The 23,260-nt window shown below is 72.7% G+C and carries 23 protein-coding genes; 17 read left to right on the top strand and 6 right to left on the bottom strand.

Translation table 11 applies throughout. The features are described from left to right. Window positions 1-130: 130 nt before the first annotated feature. Window positions 131-451 carry a phosphopantetheine-binding protein gene (locus IF47_RS0105650; protein WP_031507109.1) on the bottom strand — a complete coding sequence of 107 codons (321 nt, stop codon included), beginning with the start codon at window positions 449-451 and terminating at the stop codon, window positions 131-133. 490 nt (window positions 452-941) lie between these two features. Between IF47_RS0105650 and IF47_RS0105645 the strand changes: the two genes are divergently transcribed. Further along, window positions 942-1,727, top strand: coding sequence for an aspartate/glutamate racemase family protein (locus IF47_RS0105645; RefSeq protein WP_245641006.1), 786 nt, complete (start codon window positions 942-944; stop codon window positions 1,725-1,727). Window positions 1,728-1,741: 14 nt separating this feature from the next. On the opposite strand, the gene IF47_RS0105640 is transcribed toward IF47_RS0105645, so the two are convergent. Continuing rightward, window positions 1,742-2,629 carry a polysaccharide deacetylase family protein gene (locus tag IF47_RS0105640; protein ID WP_051717057.1) on the bottom strand — a complete coding sequence of 296 codons (888 nt, stop codon included), beginning with the start codon at window positions 2,627-2,629 and terminating at the stop codon, window positions 1,742-1,744. Window positions 2,630-2,734: 105 nt separating this feature from the next. Here IF47_RS0105640 and IF47_RS0105635 point away from each other — a divergent pair, with 105 nt between their 5' ends. The 10 genes from IF47_RS0105635 to IF47_RS0105590 all read left to right on the top strand — a co-directional run bounded on the left by IF47_RS0105635 (window position 2,735) and on the right by IF47_RS0105590 (window position 13,970). Beyond that, window positions 2,735-2,995, top strand: a complete 261-nt coding sequence (locus IF47_RS0105635) for an MbtH family protein (protein WP_031507106.1) — start codon at window positions 2,735-2,737, stop codon at window positions 2,993-2,995. Then, the gene (locus tag IF47_RS0105630) at window positions 2,992-4,407 is read left to right on the top strand and encodes an aldehyde dehydrogenase family protein (RefSeq protein ID WP_211257165.1); all 1,416 of its coding nucleotides are present in this window, start codon (window positions 2,992-2,994) and stop codon (window positions 4,405-4,407) included. Before IF47_RS0105635 ends, IF47_RS0105630 begins: the two co-directional genes overlap by 4 nt. Window positions 4,408-4,476: 69 nt before the next feature. After that, the gene (locus tag IF47_RS0105625) at window positions 4,477-7,095 is read left to right on the top strand and encodes a penicillin acylase family protein (RefSeq protein ID WP_157839920.1); all 2,619 of its coding nucleotides are present in this window, start codon (window positions 4,477-4,479) and stop codon (window positions 7,093-7,095) included. A 155-nt stretch (window positions 7,096-7,250) separates the two neighbouring features. After that, complete coding sequence (locus tag IF47_RS0105620; RefSeq protein ID WP_031507102.1) at window positions 7,251-7,598, top strand: hypothetical protein; 348 nt, start codon at window positions 7,251-7,253, stop codon at window positions 7,596-7,598. Between the two features lie 636 nt (window positions 7,599-8,234). Then, window positions 8,235-9,080, top strand: coding sequence for a HipA family kinase (locus tag IF47_RS0105615; RefSeq protein ID WP_031507101.1), 846 nt, complete (start codon window positions 8,235-8,237; stop codon window positions 9,078-9,080). Further along, window positions 9,077-9,472, top strand: a complete 396-nt coding sequence (locus tag IF47_RS0105610; protein WP_031507099.1) for a DUF3037 domain-containing protein — start codon at window positions 9,077-9,079, stop codon at window positions 9,470-9,472. Before IF47_RS0105615 ends, IF47_RS0105610 begins: the two co-directional genes overlap by 4 nt. A gap of 181 nt (window positions 9,473-9,653) precedes the next feature. After that, window positions 9,654-10,415 carry a 3-oxoacyl-ACP reductase FabG gene (fabG, locus tag IF47_RS0105605; RefSeq protein WP_031507098.1) on the top strand — a complete coding sequence of 254 codons (762 nt, stop codon included), beginning with the start codon at window positions 9,654-9,656 and terminating at the stop codon, window positions 10,413-10,415. 33 nt (window positions 10,416-10,448) lie between these two features. After that, complete coding sequence (locus tag IF47_RS0105600; RefSeq protein ID WP_031507097.1) at window positions 10,449-11,204, top strand: SDR family oxidoreductase; 756 nt, start codon at window positions 10,449-10,451, stop codon at window positions 11,202-11,204. Between the two features lie 415 nt (window positions 11,205-11,619). After that, on the top strand, window positions 11,620-13,200 hold the full coding sequence (locus tag IF47_RS0105595; RefSeq protein ID WP_031507095.1) for an ABC transporter substrate-binding protein: 1,581 nt from the start codon (window positions 11,620-11,622) through the stop codon (window positions 13,198-13,200). Window positions 13,201-13,298: 98 nt separating this feature from the next. Next, the gene (locus IF47_RS0105590) at window positions 13,299-13,970 is read left to right on the top strand and encodes a uracil-DNA glycosylase (RefSeq protein WP_031507093.1); all 672 of its coding nucleotides are present in this window, start codon (window positions 13,299-13,301) and stop codon (window positions 13,968-13,970) included. Between the two features lie 40 nt (window positions 13,971-14,010). Here the strand turns inward: IF47_RS0105590 and IF47_RS0105585 are convergent, their stop codons facing one another. Further along, the gene (locus tag IF47_RS0105585) at window positions 14,011-14,427 is read right to left on the bottom strand and encodes a DUF3224 domain-containing protein (protein WP_031507092.1); all 417 of its coding nucleotides are present in this window, start codon (window positions 14,425-14,427) and stop codon (window positions 14,011-14,013) included. 102 nt (window positions 14,428-14,529) lie between these two features. Here IF47_RS0105585 and IF47_RS0105580 point away from each other — a divergent pair, with 102 nt between their 5' ends. Both IF47_RS0105580 and IF47_RS0105575 read left to right on the top strand, forming a co-directional pair. Further along, window positions 14,530-15,570, top strand: a complete 1,041-nt coding sequence (locus tag IF47_RS0105580; RefSeq protein ID WP_031507090.1) for a helix-turn-helix transcriptional regulator — start codon at window positions 14,530-14,532, stop codon at window positions 15,568-15,570. An 87-nt stretch (window positions 15,571-15,657) separates the two neighbouring features. Beyond that, a complete protein-coding gene (locus IF47_RS0105575; RefSeq protein WP_031507089.1) occupies window positions 15,658-16,170 on the top strand; it encodes a hypothetical protein in 513 nt (170 codons plus the stop codon). Here the strand turns inward: IF47_RS0105575 and IF47_RS29180 are convergent. Further along, the gene (locus tag IF47_RS29180) at window positions 16,158-16,634 is read right to left on the bottom strand and encodes a hypothetical protein (RefSeq protein WP_245641005.1); all 477 of its coding nucleotides are present in this window, start codon (window positions 16,632-16,634) and stop codon (window positions 16,158-16,160) included. The genes IF47_RS0105575 and IF47_RS29180 overlap by 13 nt on opposite strands. 131 nt (window positions 16,635-16,765) lie before the next feature. Next, the gene (locus IF47_RS0105565) at window positions 16,766-17,350 is read right to left on the bottom strand and encodes a TetR/AcrR family transcriptional regulator (protein ID WP_031507087.1); all 585 of its coding nucleotides are present in this window, start codon (window positions 17,348-17,350) and stop codon (window positions 16,766-16,768) included. Between the two features lie 104 nt (window positions 17,351-17,454). Here IF47_RS0105565 and IF47_RS0105560 point away from each other — a divergent pair, with 104 nt between their 5' ends. Both IF47_RS0105560 and IF47_RS0105555 read left to right on the top strand, forming a co-directional pair. Continuing rightward, a complete protein-coding gene (locus tag IF47_RS0105560) occupies window positions 17,455-18,702 on the top strand; it encodes an FAD-dependent monooxygenase (RefSeq protein ID WP_051717049.1) in 1,248 nt (415 codons plus the stop codon). Continuing rightward, window positions 18,699-19,604, top strand: a complete 906-nt coding sequence (locus IF47_RS0105555) for a Gfo/Idh/MocA family protein (RefSeq protein ID WP_031507085.1) — start codon at window positions 18,699-18,701, stop codon at window positions 19,602-19,604. The genes IF47_RS0105560 and IF47_RS0105555 overlap by 4 nt, the downstream gene beginning before the upstream one ends. Here the strand turns inward: IF47_RS0105555 and lnt are convergent. After that, window positions 19,576-21,147, bottom strand: a complete 1,572-nt coding sequence (lnt, locus tag IF47_RS0105550; protein ID WP_051717046.1) for an apolipoprotein N-acyltransferase — start codon at window positions 21,145-21,147, stop codon at window positions 19,576-19,578. The two genes, IF47_RS0105555 and lnt, sit on opposite strands and share 29 nt — an antisense overlap. 318 nt (window positions 21,148-21,465) lie before the next feature. On the opposite strand from lnt, the gene IF47_RS0105545 reads away from it, so the two are divergent. Continuing rightward, a complete protein-coding gene (locus IF47_RS0105545; RefSeq protein ID WP_031507082.1) occupies window positions 21,466-22,302 on the top strand; it encodes a universal stress protein in 837 nt (278 codons plus the stop codon). A 22-nt stretch (window positions 22,303-22,324) separates the two neighbouring features. Then, window positions 22,325-23,260, top strand: a complete 936-nt coding sequence (locus IF47_RS0105540; RefSeq protein WP_078591581.1) for an HAD family hydrolase — start codon at window positions 22,325-22,327, stop codon at window positions 23,258-23,260.

Here is a 23,260-nt window from a genome sequence, read left to right as displayed (position 1 = left end):
CGCACAGAAGCACACACCCGCGAGCGGCAGCGCCAGTAGCCGCCCCGTGTGGAGCTTTTTCATGGATATCGACGCGTGACGAAATACGCGTCGAACAGGAGAAGGGAAAGAGACGCGGAGCCCGTCCGCGTTACCGCGGGAGATTGGCGATCAGACAGGAGACCTGTGCCGCCGCGGTCGGGGTCTCGAAGAGCTGGTTGAGGAGCAGCCCTTCGATCTCCAGGGCCTCGTCCTGGTCCACTCCGTGGGCCGCGAGGACACGGCCGATCGCCTGGAGGGCGAGGAGGGAGTAGCCGCCCAAATCGAAGAAGTCGCTGGTCTCGGGGTCGATGGTCTCCCGCTCGACCTCGAGGACGTCGGCCCAGACCTCCAGGACGGTCTCGGTCACCGCTGCCACGTCGAGGGCATCGGACGTGGATGCCACGTGCTGCGTGGCGCTCTGGTCGTTCATGGCGGTCCCCCCGCATGAGATGTGAAGCCGGCCGGTATGCACGGCGGAGCGATGGTTCGACTGGGTCGCATCAATCGCCATGACTGAAAACCGGCCTTGCCGGAGAAGGCGTTGGCATCCAAGCACAGCGCTGATCGGGTAGGCAAGGGATGTTGGAAACTTTTTCGTTCAGCCTCTGATCCCTTCCGGACCTGGAGTTATGTCGTTGGGGATATGCCGCTTGAACATTGCGCATGGCTAGTGCAGCTACCTGACGGGGTGTGGTACGTTGCGCCGAGCGCCAGGTCTCATGCCTCTCGCATGGCCGAGATTCACCGTCAACGCGGCATCGTTCCGCCCTCCGGTCCCTTTGGGGCCGTGGTGTGTCTCCGTGCGGGGTGCCGTCCATTCCTCTCATACCTGGGCTTCCAAGGATCTCCCCGGGTAACTCAGTCAAGCCCGCGACCGCGGTGGTACGGGCACAGGCCAGGATCTACAAGGGGGCAGAGCCGTGACACCTGCCGACCGGGGGCCGGTCGCCGTCGAGACCGGCGCGACGGGGGTCCCGCGAACACTCGGGGTGCTCGGCGGCATGGGGCCGGCGGCCACAGCCGAGTTCCTCCGCCTGCTGGCCCTCAGGACGCCGGCCGGCAACGACCAGCAGCACCCGCGCATCGTGATGCTGTCCGACCCGGGCATACCGGAAAGGACCGGAGCCGTCCTCGCCGGCAGTGACGAGCCGCTTCCCGCCATCCGACGCGGGCTCGTCCAACTGGCCGACTGGGGAGCCGACCTGCTCGCCGTGCCGTGCAACACGGCGCACGTCTTCATCGACCGGATCCAGGCGGACATCCCTGTCCCGCTCGTCCACATCGTCGACGCCACCCTGCGCGCGGCCATGCGCGTCAACCCCTCCGGCGGTTGGCTCGCCGCCACCACCGGCACCGTGCGCAGCGGCCTCTACCAGTGGCGAGCGGCCGCCTGTGGCTACCGGCTGTTGCTCCCCGACGAGGCGACGCAGGACCGGATCCACCGTGCCGGGATACTGGTCAAGGCCAACGAGACCGACCGGGCCGGAGAAGTGCTGGGTGCGGCGGCACGCGAGCTGTGGCGTGAGCGCGACCTGCCCGTGCTCACGGCCTGCACCGAACTGCCCATCGCCTACGCCGCCGCCGGCCTGCCCGAGGAGCGCTCGGTCTCCAGCCTTGCCGCGCTGGCCGAGGAGTGCGTGGCCCGACTCCTCGCCCACCGACCTCCGGCGGCCGGCGGAGCGAGGAACCGAGAGATTCGGGCATGACGCCCCGTCAAGTGCTAAGCCTGCCCGCTCGCCGTGCTCTCCGTGCTCTCCCCGCGGTTCAGGACCAGTTCGGCCACCTCGTCGGCCCGCGCGAAGCGCACGTCGCCGCGCGAGAGGGCGAACTGGATGAACTGCTCCAGCGCGTGGAGCCGCGACGGGCGGCCGGTGAGGAAGGGATGGAGCGTCAGCACGCACAGCGAGCCGAACTCGCGCATGGCGTCCAACTCGGACGTCCACAGCTCCACCACCTTCGAGGGAGCCTCGATGAGCCGGCCGACGTCCGGTTCGGGGAGGAAGGCGTACTGCTCCCAGTCGTCCAGCAACCACTGCACCGGCAGCTCGGCGATCCTCCTGCCTCCGCTGAGCAGCGCGTACGGCCGGTCGTCGTCCATGAGGGAGGAGTCGTAGCGCAGCCCGAATTCCCCGAGCAGGTCCAGCGTGTACCGGGTCATCTCCCAGTTGGGCGCGCGGTACCCCACCGGCTTCACACCGAATTCGGAAAAAGTCTTCAGGCTCCGCTCGATCTCTTCCCGCTGCTCTGCCTCGGAAAGATGCACCGGATGCCGGTGGGTAAATCCGTGCATCGCTATCTCGTGTCCCCGCTCGGCCACCGAATTCATTACCGACGGCCACCGCTCCGCGGTGACACCGGGCACGAAGAACGTGGCCGGGAGATTGTAACGGCCGAGCAGGTCGAGAATGCGCGGAACACCGACCCGCGGCCCGTACGCCTGATGGGACATGGTGGTCAGGTGGTTCAAGTAGCGCTCACCGCGGGCCAGGACCGGCGACTCGGCGTCGACGTCGACGCTCAGCACGACGACTGCGGAGGAGCCCCGGAGCCAGTCACCGGAAGCGGTCCGCTCCGGCCAGTCCACGGCGGGGACTTCAAGGCTTTCCATGGAAGAAATCCTTTCGACGGGTTTTTCCGGCCGCTCGCGTGGCGGCCGGAAGGTCACTCTAGCAATTCGATCGGAAAACGGAAGACGCAGCCAGAGAGGATTACCGTGAATCAGGAAGAGACAGTCACCGAACAGTTCAGGGTGGTAGTGAATCACGAGGAGCAGTACTCCATCTGGCCGCTGGACCGGGAAATTCCGAGCGGCTGGCGCGATGCCGGAAAGCAGGGCGGCAAGGACGAGTGCCTGGAGTATGTGGAGGAGGTCTGGACGGACATGCGCCCCCTGAGCCTGCGCCGGAGGATGGACGGGGCGGACTCCCCGGCGGGCGCGGCGGCCGGGGCCGGACGGACGGGAGCCGCCCGATGACCGCTTCCGCTCCCTCGGTGACGATGACCATCGGCGGTCGTGCGGTGCCGGGCACGGGCCTGCCCGTGGAGAACCCGGCCACGGGCGAGGTGTTCGCGCACTCCCCGTCGTGCTCCCCGGAGCAGCTCGACGAGGCGGTGGAGGCCGCCACCACCGCGGGCGCCGACTGGGCGGCCCGCGGCGAGGACGACCGTCGCGCGTGCCTGCGTGCCTGCGGTGAGGCCCTGGCGGCCCATCTGGACGAGGTCGCCGAACTGCTCAGCCGGGAGCAGGGCAAGCCGCTGTCCAACGCCCGCGCCGAGGTCCGGCTGTCCGCCGACTGGTTCGGCCACACCGCCGACCTGACCATCGGCCGGGAGACGCTGGAGGACGGCGACTCCTCCCGCATCACGATGGAGCGGGTGCCGCACGGGGTCGTGGCGGCCATCGCGCCGTCCAACTTCCCGATCATCCTGTCGGTCTGCAAGTACGCCCCGGCCCTGCTGGCGGGGAACACCGTGGTGCTCAAGCCCTCCCCGCAGACGCCGCTGTCGACGCTCCGCGTCGGAGAGGTGATCCGCGACTGCCTGCCGCCCGGCGTGCTGAACGTCATCAGCGGCGACAACGCCCTGGGCGAGGCGCTCACCTCGCATCCCGGCGTCCGGATGATCTCGTTCACCGGTTCCGTGGAGACCGGACGGGCCATCGCCCTCCAGGGGGCCGCACAGTTCAAGGCGGTCGTGCTGGAACTCGGCGGAAACGACCCGGCGATCGTCCTGCCCGGTACGGACGTCACCGCTGTCGCTCCGGCCCTGTTCCAGGCGGCGATGGCCAACAGCGGCCAGTTCTGCGCGGCTGTCAAGCGTGTCTACGTGGAACGCGCGCGTGCGGAGGAACTGGTCCAGGCCCTGGCGCGTTTGGCCGAGACCGCCGTCGTGGGCGCGGGCAGTGATCCGGCGACCGAGTTCGGCCCCCTGGTCAGCCGGGCCCAGTTGGAGCGGGTGACGGCGCTGGTCGACGACGCGGTCGCGCGCGGCGCACGCGTCGTCACGGGCGGCAAGCCGCTCGGCGGCCCCGGCCACTTCTACCCGCCGACCGTGGTGACGGATCTTCCCGACGGCACCGAACTCGAACTGGAGGAGCAGTTCGGCCCCGTCATTCCCGTCATCGCCTACGAGAACCTGGACGACGCCGTCCGCAGGGCCAACTCCACCCGGTACGGGCTGGGTGCCTCCCTGTGGGGCGACGCCGAGGCGGCCGAGGCGGTCGCCCCGCTCCTGGACTGCGGCACGGTGTGGGTCAACACCCACGGGGACCTGCGGCACAACGTGCCCTTCGGCGGGGCCCGTTGTTCCGGCAGGGGAGTGGAGTACGGCCACTGGGGGCTGCTCGAGTACACCCGGATCAAGATCCGCAACATCGCCCGCGGCTGACCGGCCACCCACGGCGGCGGAAGGCCGGTTCCCACGCCGGCGCCTCGCAGACCGATGATCTGGAGAGTGATGAAAGCAAGGATCCGTCGCACGGCCGGAGTGGTGGGCGCACTGCTCACGGCCGCTGTGACCATGTTCGTCCTGGGGGCCGGCCTGGGACCGGTTCCCGCCCTCGGCCGGGCCCTCGAACCCGGCCGGGGCGTCTGGCAGTCCGCGGACGACGCCCAGCGCCCACACGACGAACGGCTCGACCTGCCGGGGCTGTCCCGGCCCGTCGAGGTCTCGTTCACCTCGGACGGCGTCGCCTCCGTGCGCGCCTCCACCGACGAGGACCTCTTCCTGGCGCAGGGGTACCTTGCCGCCCGCTTCCGGCTCGTCCAGATGGACGTGCAGCGGCGGCTCGGCGAGGGCAGGCTCGCCGAGCTGAACGGTCCCTCCGCCATCGACTCGGACGTCTTCGAGTTGACGCTCGGCATCAAGCGCACCGCCGAGGCCACCTGGGCGGACATGCCGCGCGACAGCGCCGCCGCCAAGGCGCTCGTCGCGTACTCGGCCGGGGTCAACGCCCGCCTCGACGAACTGGAGAAGAACCACGACTGGCCTGCCGTCCACGCCCTCACCGGCGTCCGGCCGGAGCGCTGGACGCCGGTGGACAGCCTGGTCGTCCAGGGTGTCCTCACCCAGCAACTGAGCTTCGACACCAAGCCGCTGACCTACGCTCTGCTCGACAAGTCGCTCGGCGCGGAGCGGGCCTCCGAGTGGTTCCCGGTGCTCCCCGCGAACGAGCAGCACCCCTACGCGCCCGGCCCGTACAAGGACCTCGGCACGGACCCGATCACCACGCCCAACGCCAACGCGGCCGAGGGCGGCGTCGTCCAAAAGAAGACCCGGGACGCGGAGCGGGAAGAGCCCGGTTCGCGGCCCTCGCAGGCATCGGCCGGCCCGGCGGCCGGGGGCGACGGGCCGCAGGGCGGGGCGGAGACCGGCGACGCCACCGTCCAGGCGGCGACCGCCATCCTGAGGAGGATGGCCGAACTGCCGCCCACCGCACGGCACCTCCACCCCAACAGCAACGCCTGGGTGGCCAACGGGCCGGCCGCCGGAGACGGCGCGCTGCTCGCCGGCGACCCGCATCTGCGGCTCTCGCTGCCCTCGTACTGGTACCAGCTCTCCCTCAAGTCCCCCGGATACGACGTCACCGGGGTGAGTCTGCCCGGTATGCCGGCCGTCCTGATCGGGCGGAACGCCGACATCTCCTGGTCCCTGACCGCCGTCCAGAACCAGGCGACCTTCTACTACCGGGAGAAGACCAGTCCGGACCGCCCGGACTCCTACTACTGGAAGGGCGCCTGGCGCCCGATGGAGAAGGTCCGCTACACCGTCCCGGTCCGAGGCGGGAAGCCGGTGCAGGTGGAGGTCAAGCTGACCGTTCACGGACCGTTGATGACGGACAAGGGCCAGACCACCGCCGTCGAGTGGATGGGCAACCGGCCCTCCCAGGACCTCGCGGCCCTGCTCGACCTCAACAGGGCGCACGACTGGGACAGCTTCCGGAACGCCCTGCGCGGCTGGCACGCTCCGGCGCAGAACTTCGTCTACGCCGACAAGAAGGGCAACATCGGCATCATCGCCCCGGGTTACTACCCGCAGATCTCCTCCGGGGACCCGCGCGGCCCGCTGTCCGGAACCGGCGAGTCGGACATCACCGGCACCATCCCGTTCGAGGCGGTCCCGCAGGTCTACAACCCGCCGGGCAACGTGGCGGTCACGGCCAACCAGCGCCCGGTCGGGCCGGACTACCCCTACTACATAGGCCCCGCCTCGAACTTCGACGTCGGCTACCGGACCAACCGCATCCTCTCCCGGCTCTCCGACCGCACCGGCCTCACCACGGCGGACTTCGCCGAGTTGCAGAACGACGTCGTCGACGAACTGGCAGTGCGGATGGTGCCGGAACTGCTCAAGGCACTGGAGGACGGCGAGCTCACCGAGCAGCAGGAGACCGCCCGCGGTCTGCTGGCCTCCTGGGACGGCTCGATGGACACCGACTCGGCCGCCGCCGCGGTCTGGTTCGCGTTCTACGGGGAGTACGTCTCCGTGGTCTTCCAGCCCTGGTGGGACCATGCCAAGGTCCCCGTGGAGGTCGACCCGGCCGGCCTCGACCTGCTGCGCACCCCGGTGACGCTCATGCAGAACCTGGAGAAGTGGACGTTCAGCGACCCGGACAACCCGGCGTTCACACCACCGGGCGAGCGGAAGCGGACCGCCGACGAGGCGATGCGCGAGGCGTTCGCCGGAGCCGTGTCGTACCTGGACGGGCGGCTGGGCAAGGACCCGGCGACCTGGGAGTGGGGACGCATCCACGAGCGGGTGATCCCCTCGCTCACGGGGGCCCCCTACCTCGGCGACGGTCCGTACCCCTCGGACGGCAGCCCGTGGACGGTGAACGTCGCCGACAACGGCCTGCTGTCGGACTACGGCCCCAGCTTGCGCATGGTGGTCGGCTGGGACGCCTCGGGCCGGGCCGACGCCGAGGCGATCTATCCGGGCGGGCAGAGCGACAACCCCGCGTCGCCCTGGTACAAGAACCTCGCCCCGCACTGGTGGAAGGGCGAGCTGCTGCCCCTGCGCACCGCGGACGAGCAGGGCGGAGGGGACATCCAGTGGACACTGCGGCCGAAGAGGTGAGCGAGATGACCACCACCGATCTCACGGCTCGGTCCGGGGACGGCCGGGAAAGCCCCGGGCCCTCCGTGGAACCGGCTGCCTCCGGTTCCGCCGCAGCCGCGCCGGACCGTGCGGAGGGGAGGGGAAGGAGGCGGGCCGCCGCGACAGCGGTCGGCGTGGTCGCCGGCTCGACGGCGGCGATCGCGCTGGGCACGCTCATCGGCGCCTGGTTCATGCCGTTCCTGGTGGGCGCGGCCGTCGGTGCGGTCGGCCGGCTCCGGTCCGCGCGGCTGTGGCGCGGCGCGTCGGCCGTGGCGCTCGCCGGTGCGCTCGGCTGGGCACTGCCGCTCGGTCGGCAGGCACTGGGCGGCGCGCCGGTGGGCGAGGTCGCCCGGACGGCCGCGGCCCTCGCCGGCCTTCCGCCGCTCGCCACCGTGACGGTCTCCGCCGCACTGCTGATCGCGGTGGTGCAAGCACTGGTCGGTTTCTGGGTCGGTCGGACGGTCGTCCCGCGCCGCGGTTGAGTACCGTGCCCGCGGGCACGGGTGGCGCGGACCGACACGGCCCGAGGGAGTCATCGCACACCGCCGTCTCCCGCCGGTGATCCGCGGCGGCCCGTACGAGTCCGTCCGTACGGGCCGCCACCACCCCGCACCCGCACGTCGTGGCAGGCCGCCCGTCACCGCCCGGGGCAGCGGGCTCGGACCGGGCACGGTGGGTTTCCCAGGAACGGAGGAAGCGAGCCGGGCGATCGGCTCCGCTCCATCAGCGGGAACGCGGGCTGCTCGCTCGGCAGGCGATGCCGAGCGCTCCCCCTCCGCCCGCACCGACCTCGGGTGCTCGCCGCGCTTGAGGTGGAACCGGGGCCGTCCGATGTCACGATCGCGACGTGCGCGCTCCCGCGTCGGTCCCGCTTGATCAGTCCACGCTGCTCAAGAGCCCGGGCCGGATTCGAACACCTGGGCGGGGCGGGCGCCGAAGGACGGCTTCCACGTGCTGCGGCACACCTACGCCTCGATCATGCTGGAGGCAGGGGGATCCGCACGCCGGTCGAAACTCCCCGGATTCTCCCCAGGGCTGATCGCGGCGGAGTTCCCGGTTTGCACGTGTCCGGAGTCGACCGTGGATTGTAAGGTCGGCACCTCGGATAGCCTGGGAAAATGCTTCCCGAAGTCACCGCCACGCGCTATGTGACACCCCTGCGCGAGGGTGGTTCGCTGCCCGGGATCGTCGAGGCCGACGACCTGGGCACCTACGTCATGAAGTTCACCGGCGCCGGACAGGGCCGCAAGACGCTGGTGGCCGAGGTGCTGTGCGGACGGCTGGCCCAGCGGCTCGGTCTGCGCGTGCCCGACCTGGTGCGGATGCAGCTCGACCCGGTGATCGGCCTGGGCGAGCCCGACCAGGAGGTGCAGGAGCTGCTCAAGGCCAGCGGTGGACTGAACCTGGGGATGGACTTCCTGCCCGGCTCGATCGGCTTCGACCCGCTCGCCTACCGGGTGGACGCCGTCGAGGCCGGGCGTGTGGTCTGGTTCGACGCGCTGGTGAACAACGTCGACCGGTCCTGGCGCAACCCCAACATGCTCGTCTGGCACGGCGATCTGTGGCTCATCGACCACGGGGCCACCCTCATCTGGCACCACAACTGGCCCACCGCCGCCAAGGCGGCCGACAAGCCGTACGACGCCTCCGACCACGCCCTCGCCCCCGTCGGCCCCGACATCGCCGCGGCCGCCGCCGACCTGGCGCCACGCGTGACGGAGGAGCTGCTGACCGAGTGCGCGGCCGACGTCCCCGACGAGTGGCTGGACGGTGAGCCCGGCTTCGACACGCCGGACGCGCTGCGCCGCGCCTACGTCGAGGTGCTGGCGGCCCGGGCCGGTACCGTCCACGAGCGGATCACCGTCGGCGCCCCGAGCCAGGACGGCCCCTCCAGGGCGCCCGGCTGGCTGAAGGACTGGGCGGACGCGGTGAGCGGGCTGAAGAAGGGCGGGCGGGAACGGTGAGCGGGCAGTTCGGCGGGCGCGACGTCTTCGAGTACGCCGTCCTGCGGGTCGTCCCCCGCGTCGAGCGCGGTGAGCTGATCAACGCCGGGATCGTCCTCTACTGCCGTGCCCGGTCCTTCGTGGCGGCCCGGACGCACCTGGACGAGGAGCGGCTGCGGGCCCTGGACCCGACCGTCGACGTCGAGGGCGTGCGCGCCGCCCTGCGCGCGGTGGAGTGCGTGTGTCTGGGCGGGGACGCCGCCGGGCAGGCCGCCGGTGACGACGCCGGGCGGCGCTTCCGCTGGCTGGTCGCGCCCCGCTCCACCGTCGTCCAGCCGGGGCCGGTGCACACCGGTCTGACCGCCGATCCCGAGGCGGAGGCGGAGCGGCTGCTGGAGGTGTTGGTGCGCTGAGGCGCCGGGAGGACGCCGAGCCCGAAAGCGGGCCCGGGAGTGGGCTCGAAAGCGGGTCCGGGAGTGGGTTCGGCCTCACCCGTGCTGCGGGGCGTTGACAGAGCGTGTCCGTGCTTCTAGCGTCACGTCCACCAGAGGTACTAAGCGGTTGCTCACCCATTCGAGCGCGAGGAGAACCAGCATGTCCACCACCGAGCAGCGTGTGGCGATCGTGACGGGCGGAGCCCGGGGCATCGGCGCGGCCACGGCCGTCCGCCTGGCCGCCGAGGGTCGGGCCGTCGCCGTACTCGACCTGGACGAGGCGGCCTGCAAGGACACCGTGGAGAAGATCACCGCGGCGGGCGGCACGGCGCTCGCCGTCGGCTGCGACGTGTCCGACGCCGAGCAGGTGGAGGCCGCCGTCGCCCGGGTCGCCGAGGAGCTGGGCGCGCCGACCATCCTGGTCAACAACGCCGGCGTGCTCCGCGACAACCTGCTGTTCAAGATGAGCGAATCCGACTGGGACACGGTCATGAACGTGCACCTGCGCGGCGCCTTCCTGATGTCCCGGGCCTGCCAGAAGCACATGGTCGACGCCGGGTTCGGCCGGATCGTCAACCTCTCCTCCAGCTCCGCGCTCGGCAACCGGGGCCAGGTCAACTACTCCGCCGCCAAGGCCGGGCTGCAGGGCTTCACCAAGACCCTCGCCATCGAACTGGGCAAGTTCGGCGTCACCGCCAACGCCGTCGCCCCCGGCTTCATCGCCACCGACATGACCGCCGCCACCGCCGCCCGCGTCGGCATGGGCTTCGAGGACTTCCAGAAGGCCGCCGCCTCGCAGATCCCCGTCCAGCGCGTCGGCCGCCCCGAGGACATCGCGAACGCCATCGCCTTCTTCACCGGCGAGGAGGCGGGCTTCGTCTCCGGCCAGGTGCTGTACGTGGCCGGCGGACCGCTCGACTGACGGCTCGACGACCCCACCAGGAACGGAAACGGTATGGCAGAGCAGGACAGCGGCAGGGTCGCCCTCGTCACCGGGGCGAGCCGCGGCATCGGCTACGGCGTCGCCGAGGCGCTCGTGGCCCGCGGTGACCGGGTGTGCATCACCGGCCGCAACGAGGAAGCGCTCAAGGAGGCCGTCGAGCGGCTCGGTTCGGACCGGGCCATCGGCGTCGCCGGCAAGGCGCACGACGAGGCCCACCAAGCGGAGGCCGTCGAGCGCACCATGGAGGCGTTCGGCCGCGTCGACCACCTGGTCAACAACGCCGGCACCAACCCGGTCTTCGGGCCCATCGCCGAGGTGGACCTCGACGTCGCCCGCAAGGTGTTCGAGACCAACGTGATCTCGGCGCTCGGCTTCGCCCAGCGGACCTGGGCGGCCTGGCAGAAGGAGAACGGCGGCACCATCGTCAACATCGCCTCCGTCGCCGGGTTGTCCGCCTCGCCCTTCATCGGCGCCTACGGCATCAGCAAGGCCGCGATGGTCAACCTCACCCTCCAGCTCGCGCACGAACTGGCGCCGAGGGTACGGGTCAACGCCATCGCCCCGGCCGTGGTGAAGACCAGGTTCGCCGCCGCGCTCTACGAAGGACGCGAGGAGGAGGTCGTCAAGCGCTACCCGATGGGACGGCTCGGCGTGCCCGAGGACATCGGGGGAGCCGCGGCCTTCCTCACCTCCGACGCCTCCGGCTGGATCACCGGCCAGACCCTCGTGCTCGACGGCGGGATGTTCCTCAACGCCGGCGTGGAGTGACCCCGTAAGGGCCTCCCCCGGCCCTCTCCCGGCCGCGTCCGACGCGACCGGGAGAGGGCCCGGCCCGGCCACCGCCCCGGTGCCGGACCGCCCTGGACGGGCGGCCGGTGCCGGGGCGTTCGCACTCCCCGGTTCCCGCCGGTCACCGCGGATCTGTCCGGTCTGTCCGGGCGGAACGGCGCACCCGCTTCCCGGCCGTCGAAAACCCCTCGATCCTGCTCGTTCCATGAGCCTGTCAGCTCCGTCATATGCTGCGGTAAGGTCTGCCAAGTCGTCGGCACGACAGGCCAGTCGAAGTTCTGCCGCACGTGCGGTGGCATGCGCACCGCGGCCCATGCTCCGCCCCGTCGGCCGATGGAACTCCCCCCACAGCACCCCCAGGCAGTAGTGGCATCGCCGACCGAGGAGCGTACAAGTGTTCAGCCAGGACAAACCCCTGAAAGGAGCGGCCGTGGTGGTGACGGCGAGCCTGCTCGCCGGATGCGGTTCGCTGGTCGGGGAAGGCGAGAACGACGACGTCATCGTGGTCGGCACCGCGAGCACGCCCAGCGTCCTGGACCCGGCCGGCGCCTGGGACGGCTCCTGGGAGCTGTTCCGCAACGTCTACCAGACGCTGGTGCACTTCCCGAACTCCAGCGGGAACCCCGAGCCCGACGCCGCCCAGCGGTGCAGCTTCACCGACACCGTCAGCAGCGTCTACCGCTGTGTCCTGAAGAAGGACCTGACGTTCTCCAACGGCAACCCGCTGGACGCCGACGCGGTGAAGTACTCCTTCGAGCGGACCCTGGCCATCAAGGCGGACACCGGCCCCGCCCAACTGCTGCAGAGCATCGACCGAATAGAGACCTCGGGCGAGCGGACGGTCATCTTCCACCTCAAGCGGCCGGACGCCACCTTCCCGCTGGTGCTCGCCACCCCCGCCGCCTCCCTGGTCGACCCCGCCGTCTACCCGGCCGACCGGTTGCTGACCTCGAAGGAGATCAGCGGCTCCGGACCGTACCGCATCAAGGAGTACAAGGACGGCGAGAAGGTCGACCTGATCCGGAACGAGAAGTACAACGGCGCCGCCGACGTCAAGAACGACGCCGTCACCGTCCGGTACTTCGGTGACTCGGAGAAGATGGCCGACGCGTTCAAGGACGGCGACCTCGACCTGACCTACCGCGGCCTGACGCCCGAGCAGATCACCGACTTCGACAAGAACCGCACCGACTACCCGGGCGTCAAGCTCAACGAGGTCTACGGCACCGAGATCCGCTACCTGGTGTTCAACCCGGAGCACGAGGAGGTCGCCGACCCGGCCATCCGCCGGGCCGTGGCCCAGATCATCGACCGCAAGGCCCTGGTCCGCAACGTCTACCAGCGCACCGCCGCCCCGCTGTACTCCATGGTCCCCGGCGGGATCACCGGGCACGTCAGCGCCTTTTACGAGGAGTACGGCGACCCCGACGTGAAGAAGGCCAAGGCCACGCTGGCCGAGGCCGGGATCACCGACAAGGTCCGCCTGACCCTCTGGTACACCACCGACCGTTACGGGACCACCACCGCCGAGGAGTTCGCCGAGATCAAGCGGCAGCTCGAGGCGTCGGGGCTGTTCGAGGTCACCTTGGAAGGCCGTGAGTGGCGCGAGTTCCAGAAGGGGATCGCGAGTGGCAAGTACCCGGTGTTCGGCCGTGGTTGGTTCCCGGACTTCCCGGACGCGGACAACTACATCTCGCCGTTCGTCGGCAAGGAGAACGCCCTCGGCGCCCCGTACGAGGACAGCGCCCTGACCGGCACGCTGCTGCCCCGCTCCCGCAAGGAGAGCGACCGCGGCGCGGCCGGCGAGACCTTCGCCAAGGCGCAGGAGATCCTGGCCGAGGACGCCCGACTGCTGCCCCTGTGGCAGGGCAAGCTCTACATCGCCGCGCACGACGACATCGCCGGCGTGGAGTGGTGCATCGACTCCTCGACGATCATGAGGCTGTGGGAGCTCTCCCGCAAGGAGAGCTGGTGACGCTCCGCCTCGTCGCCGGTGCTTCGTTGTCGGTGGTCACCGGTAGGTTCTGAGGCGCAACGCGGAACCACGACCGGAGGTTGTCTCACGTGAACGGCATGCTGCCCGATTCCTGGCAGGGCGTACTCGGCGACGAGCTGAAGAAGCCGTACTTCGAGGAGCTCGTCGAGTTCGTCGAGGCGGAACGGGCGCGCGGGCCGGTCTACCCGCCCCGTGAGGAGGTCTTCGCGGCGCTGGACGCCACCCCCTACGAGCGGGTCAAGGTGGTGGTCATCGGTCAGGACCCCTACCACGGCCAGGGGCAGGGGCACGGGCTGGCGTTCTCGGTGCGGCCGGGCGTGCGGATCCCGCCGTCCCTGCGGAACATCTACAAGGAGATGCAGGCGGAGCTGGGCTGCCCGATCCCCGACAACGGCTACCTGATGCCGTGGGCGGAGCAGGGTGTGCTGCTGCTCAACACGGTCCTGACGGTCCGGGAGGGCGAGCCCAACTCCCACAAGGGCAAGGGCTGGGAGAAGTTCACGGACGCGGTGATCCGCGCCGTCGACGCCCGGCCCGACCCGGCCGTCTTCGTGCTGTGGGGCGCCCACGCGAGGAAGAAGCTCGCGCTGATCGACACCGAGCGGCACGCGGTGGTGCAGGGCGCCCACCCCTCCCCGCTGTCCGCGAAGAAGTTCTTCGGCTCCCGTCCCTTCACCCAGATCAACGAGGCGATCGCGGCGCAGGGGCACACCCCGATCGACTGGTGCATTCCCGACCTGGGGAAGTGACCGTCGGGCCCCGTGCGGCGCACACGGGGCCTGGCCCACGTCAGTCCAGCGCGTGGTCGAAGGTGTACGCGACGGACGGCTCGCCGTGCACCGCGGTGAAGCCGCCCGTCCCCCACAGCCCGGCCAACTCCCCGGTGCCGGAGCCGGGCACCACCTCGAAGGCGCAGCGCGTGGTCCACTCCTCGTCGAAGGTGCCGCGCTCGGCGAGGACGAAGCTGCCCTTGCGGCCGTCGACGGTGCCGGTGATCAGCTCGTGACCGGTGAAGCTCCCGGTCGACCGTGGATCGCCGGTGGTGTAGGCGATGGTGTACGCGCACAGTGTCCCCTCGGCCTCGATGCCACCCGTGAAGCGGTTGACGACGGTGGCCCTGGCCACCTTCGGACCGCCCTCGGTCTCGGCGAGGACGGTCTCCTGCCAGTCGGCGAAGGTGAAGCTGCCGGTGGTGTGCGTGCTCATGGAACCCTCTCGGCCGGGGCGCGGGCCTTCCCGCGCCGGACGTCACCACTGTCGCCGCCGTACCTGACACCTCCTGTCAGGTACGGCGGGCAGACTGGCGCCATGCGCGCCGACCGCCTTCTGCGGATGCTGCTCCTGCTCCAGAGCCGGGGCCGGATGAACGCGTCCGAACTCGCCGCCGAGCCTGAGGTCTCGATCCGCACCGTCTACCGCGACGCCGAGGCGCTCGCCTCCGCCGGTGTGCCCGTCTACGCCGACCGGGGGCCGGACGGCGGCTACCGCCTGCTGGAGGGCTACCGCACCCGTCTGACCGGGCTCACCGGGGAGGAGGCCGACTCCCTCTGGCTCGCCGGCATGCCCGCCGCCGCGGCCGAGCTGGGACTGGGCGCCGAACTGGCCACCGCCCGGCTCAAGTTGCGCGCCGCGCTCCCCGCACGACCGGCCGAGCGCACCCACCGTGTCCAGGAGCGCTTCCACCTCGACGCCCCCGCGTGGTTCCGGGACGTCGATCCCGTGCCGCACCTGGCCCGCGTCGCCGAGGCCGTCTGGGAGCAGTGGGCGCTGCGCGTCCGCTACCGCCGCCTGCGCGGCGAGGTGCGCCGCGAGCTGCACCCGCTCGGCCTCGTCCTCAAGGGCGGCATCCGGTACCTGGTCGCGCGCTCGGGAGAGGGCACCGAGGACGGCCCCGAGCACGGCCCGGCGGAGCCCGACGGGGATTCCGCGAGGAGCATGCGCACCTACCGGGTCTCGCGCATCCTCGATCTCGACGTCACCGGCGAACGCTTCGAGCGGCCCGCGGACTTCGACCTCGCCGCCCACTGGGCCGGGGTCTCCCGCCGTCTGGAGGCCGGCCGTTGGCACGGCGAGGCGCACCTGCGCGTCTCACCGCGCGCCCTGCGACTGCTGCCCGTGTGGTTCGGCGCGGTGGGCGCACGGGCGGCGCGGGAAGCGGGCGAGCCGGACGAGGAGGGGTGGGTGCGGGTGGTCCTCCCGGTGGAGAGCACCGCCATGGCGGTGGGCGACCTGCTCCGGCTCGGTGCGGAGGCCGAGGTGCTCGGCCCCGCCGAACTGCGCGCGGCGGTGGCGGAGACGGTGGGGACACTGGCACGGCGGTACGGGCGGGACGCCGCCGCCGGAGCCTGATCCCCTCGGCCGCCCGCGCCGATTAGCGTCGGAGCGGCACCGGCGGCACGACACACAGGAGAGCCCGTGGCGGAGCAGTGGCAGGGGATGGAGGAGGCGGGGGGCACGTCGAACGACCCGGTGTCGGTGCGGATCGGCCAGGCGGTCATGCTGCACCGGGGCGGGGACCGGGAAGAGGCGCGCAACCGACTGGCGCTGCTGTGGGAGGAGACGGCCGAGGCGGGCGATCCCTTCCACCGCTGCGCCGTCGCCCACTACCTCGCCGCCACCCAGGACGATCCCGGCGCCGCCCTGGAGTGGGACCTGCGGGCGCTGGCCGCCGCCGAGGCGCTCACCGGGGACGGGGCGGCGGGGGAGGAGCACCGGTCGGCCGCGCGCTCCCTGTACCCCTCGCTGCACCTGCGTCTGGCGGCCGACCACGCCGGACTCGGCGACCCGGACGCCGCCCGGCGCGAACTGGCCCGCGCCAGGAGGGCGGTGGCGGAGTTGCCGGACGACGCGTACGGCGTGGACGTCAAGGCCGCCATCGACAGGCTGGAGGCACGGCTGGCGGCCCCGGACGGCCTCGGGGGCGCGGACGCCGGCGGTCAGTCGCCGTAGACCTCCCTGCAGGCCCGCGCCTGCGCGCTGCCCGGGTCCCAGCCGCCGTACGTCTCGCCGAGCCCGCACACGTCGGTTCCGGGCCAGGCGGGAACGCCTCCGGGGACGAGCCCGGACCGGTCGGAGGAGGGGGCGCGCTCGCGCGGTGGACGACGCGGTCGCTCCGGTGCCGGACGGGCGGACGGTGGGGCGCTCCGGGCACCGGCGGGCGGCGGGGCGTGCCGCGTGGGAGCGGTGCCCGGCGCCGAGGGGCGGGCCGTCTCGCTCGGCGCCCGCGCCAGGGTTTCCCGCGCCGGGCCCGGAGTGTGCCGTGGCCGCCCCTCCCGGTCCGGTGGCGCGGGGTCGGCGGAGGGGGACGGCGGGAGGTCCGTCCCCGCCGGCGGGTCGCCTGCCACCGTCACGCAGCCCGAGGCCCCCGAGACCAGGGTCAGGGTCGCCCCGGCCAGGAACAGGGCATGTCTCACACGTCGCACCCCGACCACTCTGCTCTGCGCGACGGTCGTCGGGAACTCCCCGCAGGAGTGACGGCAGCGGGCTGCCGTGACTCGCGTGGCTCGTGTGACTGGTGTGACGCGCTTGGCAGCCCAGGAGCGCCTCAGCGCCCCAGCATGCCCCGCAGCACCTCGTCGAGACCGGCCCGCAGTTCCTCCAGGGTCGGCACGGTGGAGTGGTAGGAGCCCGCCGTGCAGGAGAACATCACGCCGTCGCACCAGGCGACCAGTGACAGAGCATGCCGCTCGGGTTCGACCGACCCCGCCGTGGCCATCATCGCCACCAGGAGCTCGCGGAAGGCGCCGCCCTCCCGGTCGTAGAGGGCGCGCAGGGCGGGGCGCCGGGTGGCCTCCAGCGCCAACTCGTAACGGGCGACCGCCAGCCGGCGGTGGCGGGCCAGATAGCGGTGGAGGGACCGGGCCAGGGCGTCGGCCAGCGCGGCCGGGCCGTCCTCGGGTCGGGGCATCTCCCGCGGCTTCAGCACCCGCGCCTCGCGCACGGCCAGCCGCCGCACCGCCGCCTCCAGCAGCGCCTCGCGGGTACGCGCGTGGTTGGAGGTCGAGCCCTGCGGCAGTCCGGCCGCCTCGTCCACCGCACGGTGGGTGAGACCCCGCAGGCCCCGTTCGGCCAGCAGGTCGATCGCGGTGTCGGCGATCAGTTCACCGCGGGGGGTGGTGCTCGGAGCCATGGCGGCCAATCTACCGCCCTCACTACACCTGTAGTAGCCTCACACGGTGGCACTACAGATGTAGTGCCGCGTTCCGGTCGTCGACACCGGGAGGAGAACCGGCCGTGAACCGGCCACGAGCCTTCGTCATCGGCGCGGGAATCGGCGGCCTGACCGCCGCCGCGGCGCTGCACCGCCGCGGCTGGGCGGTCACCGTCGCCGAACGCGCCCCCGCCCTGGAGCCCGTCGGGGCGGGCATCGCCCTGGCCCCCAACGCCCAACGGGCCCTGGACGTCATCGGGCTCGGCGACGCCGTCCGGGCCATGTCCGCCTGGCAGGGCGAGGGCGGCCTGCGCGCCCCGTCCGGCCGCCGGCTCTCCCGCACCACCCAGGAGGCCGCGGCCGAGCGCTTCGGCGGCCCCGTCGTCGTCGCCCACCGCGCCGAACTCGTCGCCCTGCTCGCCGCCCGACTCCCCGAGGGCGCCGTCCGCACCGGCACCCCGGCCGAGCTCGTCGACCCGGGCGCGGCCGGGGCGCCCGCGACCGTGCGCACCGCGGACGGACAGGAGCACACCGCCGACCTCGTCGTCGCCGCCGACGGCGTCCGCTCCGCCGCCCGGCGGGCCCTCTTCCCCGACCACCCCGCGCCCCGCTACGCCGGATTCACCGCCTGGCGCTTCGTCGTCCCCGCACCCGAACGTCCCTTCAGCCCCCACGAGACCTGGGGTCGCGGCTCGCTGTGGGGCACCGTCCCGCTGCGCGACGGCCGGGTGTACGCCTACGCCACCGCCGTCGTCCCCGCCGGGGAGAGGGCCCCGGACGACGAACGGGCCGAACTCCTGCGCCGCTTCGGCGACTGGCACCATCCCGTGCCCGACCTGCTCACCGCGGTGGACCCCGCCGCCGTCCTGCGGAGCGACGTGTACCGCACCACCGCCGCGCTGCCCGCCCACCACCTCGGCCGCACCGCGCTGCTCGGCGACGCCGCCCACGCGATGACGCCCAACCTCGGTCAGGGCGGCTGCCAGGCCGTCGAGGACGCCGTCGTCCTCGCCCACCACGCGGCCCCCGACCCGGAGTCGACCCCCTCGGCCCTGGCCGCCTACACCCGCGACCGGCTGCCCCGCACCATGGCCGTGGCGCGCCGTTCCGAACGGGTCGGACGGCTGACCACCCTCACGTCGCCGCCCGCCCTCGCGCTGCGCACCGCGGCCGTCGCCGTCCTCGACCGGATCGGTCCGCGCCTGGTCCTGCGCGGCCTCGACGGCATCGCCGACTGGCGACCGCCGGAGCCGTATGCTGCCGGGACACAGGAGACGGAGACGGAAGCGGACCGACGGCAGCGACGTCGGCGACACCGGGAGGCCCCGTGAAGGTCGGTGTGATCGGACTCGGCGACATCGCGCGGAAGGCGTACCTCCCGGTGCTCGCCACCCGAGCGGGGCTGGAACTCCACCTCCACACCCGCACCCGCGCCACCCTGGACCGGGTCGCGGACGCCCACCGCGTCCCGACCGGACAGCGCCACGCCGACCTCGACTCGCTGCTCGCCGCCCGCCCCGACGCGGCGTTCGTCCACGCCCCCACCACCGAGCACCCGGGCATCGTCGCCCGGCTGCTGGAGGCCGGGGTGCCGACGTACGTCGACAAGCCGCTCGCCTACGAGTACGCGGAGGCCGAGCGGCTGGTGCGCCTCGCCGACGAGCGGCACGTCACGCTCGCCGTCGGCTTCAACCGCCGCCACGCCCCCGGCTACGCCCAGTGCCTGGAGCACCCGCGCGACCTGGTCCTGATGCAGAAGAACCGCGTCGGGCTGGCCGCCGATCCGCGCGTGGTCGTCTACGACGACTTCATCCACGTCGTCGACACCCTCCGCTTCCTGCTGCCCGGCCCGGCCGAGCACATCGACGTCCGCTCCCGCATCCGCGACGGGCTCCTGCACCACGTGGTGCTGCAGATGTCCGGCGACGGCTTCACCGCCATCGGCACGATGAACCGGATGAGCGGCAGCGCCGAGGAGATCCTGGAGGTCGCGGGGGAGGACACCAAACGCCAGATCCTCAACCTGGCGGAGATCGTCGACCACAAGGGCCAGCCCACCGTCCGCCGCCGCGGGGACTGGGTGCCCGTCGCCCGCCAGCGCGGCATCGAACAGATCACCCTGGCCTTCCTCGACGCCGTGCGCGTCGGAAGGCACCTGAGCGCCGAGGACGCCCTGCGCACCCACGAACTGTGCGAACGGATCGTCACCACCGTGACGGAGCGGGACGGGTGAGCGGCTCCCGCCCCCGCCGCGCGTCCGCCCCCACCGGGGCGCCGTCCGACCCGCGACCGGGCCCCCGCCGGAGCCGGCCGCCCGCCGCGACGGCACCCGACACCAGCAGCGCCGCCACCGCGACGGCGGCCACCCAGTCCCCGAACCGCACGTAGGGGCTGGCGCCCGCGGCGAGCGGCACCTCGTACACCGCCGATCCGATCCGATCGGTGCCCAGCCGTTCGCCCACCGGCTCGCCGCGCGGCCCGTGCACGGCGCTCACCCCCGTCAGCGTGGCGTGCACCATCGGCCGCCAGGTCTCCGCCGCCCGCAGCGCGGCCAGGGAGGCGTGCTGCTCGGGCGCCCAGCTCCCCTGGAAGGAGGACGTCGCCGACTGGGCGACCAGCACGCCCGCGCCGTCGCGCGCCAGCGCCCGGCTCATGTCGGGGAAGGCCGACTCGAAGCACACCAGCGGACCGACGCGCACCGCGCCGGTGTCCATCACCACCGGCGCGTCGCCGCGCCCGCGGTCCTCGTCGGCCGCCCGTCCCACCGCCGTCGCCCAGCCCAGCAGCGAACGGGCCGGGACGTACTCGCCGAACGGAACCAGGCGCATCTTGTCGTAGTGGTCCCCGGTGGGCCCGTCCGAGTCGACCAGCACCGAACTCTTGAAGATCCCCGGCCGGTCCGAGCGCCGCGCGTCCACGTTGACCAGCACCGGCGCCCCGACGCGCGCGGACAGCGCCGCCAGCCGCTCCCGCAGGTCGGCACGGTCGTCCAGGTCGTGGCCGACGCTGCTCTCGCCCCACACCACCAGGTCCACGTCCCGGCCCGCCAGGTCGCGGGTCAGCCGCTCGCCGGTGTCGAAGCGCACGTCCGGCCCGACCACGACGCCCGGCTGCACCACCGCGATCCGGACGGTTCCCGCGGGCCGCGGCGACGGCGCCCAGGCCCAGGCCGCGGCCGGGAGCAGCGCGCACACCACCGCGGCGACCACCGCCACCCGGCGGGCCGGGGGCACCGCGACGAGCAGCGTCAGCACCGTGTTGACGGCCACCACCCACACGGTGACCAGCCACACCCCGCCCAGCGACGCCAGCCGCAGCGCGGGCGGCACCTGCCACTGACTCGCCCCCAGCAGCGCCCAGGGCCCGCCCAGGTACTCCCAGGAGCGGACCAGCTCGATCACCAGCCACGCCGAGGGCACCAGCACCACGGCCGCGACCGCCCGCCCGGGAGTCGGCGAGCCCGCCAGCAGCCGCCGCGCCAGCCACCCCCAGGGCGCCCACAGCAGCCCCAGCAGGGCCGCCACCACCACGACGAAGACGTGCAGGTTGGGAGTCAGCCAGTGGTGGCCGGCCAGCAGGAAACCGGCTCCGCCCAACCACCCCTCCACGGCGGCCCGCCGCCCGTCGTCCGCCGTCCGCAACAGCAACAGCCACGGCACCAGCGCGACGTGGGCCCACCACCACAGGGACGGCTCGGGGAAGGCCAGGGCCGGCAGCGCACCCGCCACCGGCGCGAGCGCCCACCGCCGCCACCGCGCGTCCCGTGCCACTCGCATGCCGCGCCTCCTCGCCTCGGCCACGACCAGTGTGGGGGAGCACCGGCCCGAGGACAGGGCGCCGTGCCGCACCCACCTCCGTGAACCGTTCCCGCGGAACGCACCGGGGAACAGCCGGCCGAGAACCGCCTCTTCGGGGTTTCGGTGGTCCGTATATGGGTCCCCGTTCCCGGGAACCGGCCGGTGATGGCCCGGCCACGGCGGGGAACACGGACCGGAGAAGGCCGGATAAGACCGGAAAGACCAGAGAAGGCCGATAAAGGCCGAAGAAGGCGGAGCAGAACCGGAGCGGGACCGGAGAAAGAGGAGAAGGCGACGGTGGAACTTCCCCTGCTGGTGGGCGCCGACGGCTCCGAGTCCAGCCTGGACGCGGTGGACTGGGCCGCGGACGCGGCGGTCCGCCACGGAGTGCCGCTGCGGCTGCTCCACTCCTCCGCCGAGTGGACGGAGGAGGAGCCTCGGCCGGAGGATCTGACGGCCGCCGCCGCGGAACGCGCCCGCCGGCGCGCTCCCGGCGTGCGACCGACCACCGACATCCTCACCGAGGACCCCGCGGACGCCCTGGTCCGCGCGGGCCGCAACGCGTTCGCCCTGGTCGTCGGCTCCCGTGGCCGGGGCCGGATCGCCGGACTGCTGCTGGGCTCGGTGGGGCTGTCGGTGGCGGGTCGCGCCGACTGCCCGGTGATCGTCGTACGCGGCGGGGAAGCCGCCCGCCGGGGCAAACGGGGACGGATCGTCCTCGCCGTCGGAGACGGGCCGGAGGACGCGCCCACCACGCGCTTCGCCTTCCGTGAGGCCGCGGCCCGAGACTGCGAACTGCACGCCGTACGGGCCTGGCGCCGACCGGCGACCCAGGCGCGGAAACACCCGCTGATCCAGGGGAACCCGTCCGCGCTCCGCGAACGGGAGGCCCTGGAGCACGTGGACGGCGCCCTGCGCGCCGTCGCCCGCGACCACTCCGGGGTCGACCTGCGGATGCGGGCCGTGGAGGGCCCGACCCGGGCGGTGCTGCTGGAGGAGTCCGAAGGCGCGGATCTGCTCGTGGTCGGAGCGCACCGTCGCCGGGAGCACCTCGGCCTCCAACTGGGGATGGTCGACCACACCGTCCTCCACCACGCCGACTGCCCGGTCGCCCTCGTACCGGAGCACATCTGACCCGACCACCGGACGGAGACTCATGTCGTCTGCCGCCACCGAACCACGGGAGAACGGTCCCTACGAGCCCGGAGGCCCCACGACCCCGGGGCCGGCCGCCCACCGGGAGGAGACCGCCGCACCGGCCCGGTGCCTGCGCCGGGTCCGGGCCGTGATCTTCGACACCGACGGGGTGATCACCGACTCCGCCCGGCTCCACGCCGCCGCGTGGAAGAAGGCCTTCGACACCTGCCTGGAGACGTGGCGCGAACGCTCCGGCGCCACGAGGACGGGCCCACAAGACCGATTCCGCCCCTTCGACGTCGACGAGGACTACCGGCGCCACGTGGACGGACGGTCCCGCATCGACGGAGCCGCCGCCTTCCTCGCCTCCCGGGGCCTGGACCTGCCGATGGGCACCCCGCAGGACCCACCGGGAGACGACACCGTCCGGGCCGTTGCCGCCCGCAAGGAGAAGCTGTTCACCGACGCGCTGCGGGAACACGGCGTCGACACCTGGCCCGGAACGCTGCGGCTGCTGCGCGTCCTGCGCCGCGAGGGGATGCCCATGGCGGTGATATCCGCCTCCCGGCACGCCCGGGAACTGCTCTCCGGCGCCGGGGTGCGGGCGACGTTCGACGCCGTGGTGGACGGTCACGAGGCGGCCCGCCTGAACCTGCCGGGCAAGCCGGACCCCGCCGTCTTCCTGGAGGCCGCCCGGCGGCTGGGCGTGCCCGCGGCGGAGGCGGCCGTCGTCGAGGACGCGCTCGCCGGCGTCGAGGCGGGACGCCGGGGCGGTTTCGGCCTGGTCGTCGGGGTGGACCGGACGGCCGGCCCCACCAGCGCCGAGGACCTGCGCGAACACGGCGCCGACGTGGTCGTGCGCGACCTGGCGGAGCTGCTGACCGAACCCGGGGACGACCCCGGTGAGGAGAACCCCGGCCGGCGGGACACCGGCCGGCGCGACGAGGAGAGCTGA

The organism is Streptomyces megasporus (assembly GCF_000718985.1).
GTDB lineage: Bacteria > Actinomycetota > Actinomycetes > Streptomycetales > Streptomycetaceae > Streptomyces > Streptomyces megasporus.
Note: the sequence above shows the minus strand (reverse complement) of the source record. Positions and strands in the feature narration are given on the sequence as shown.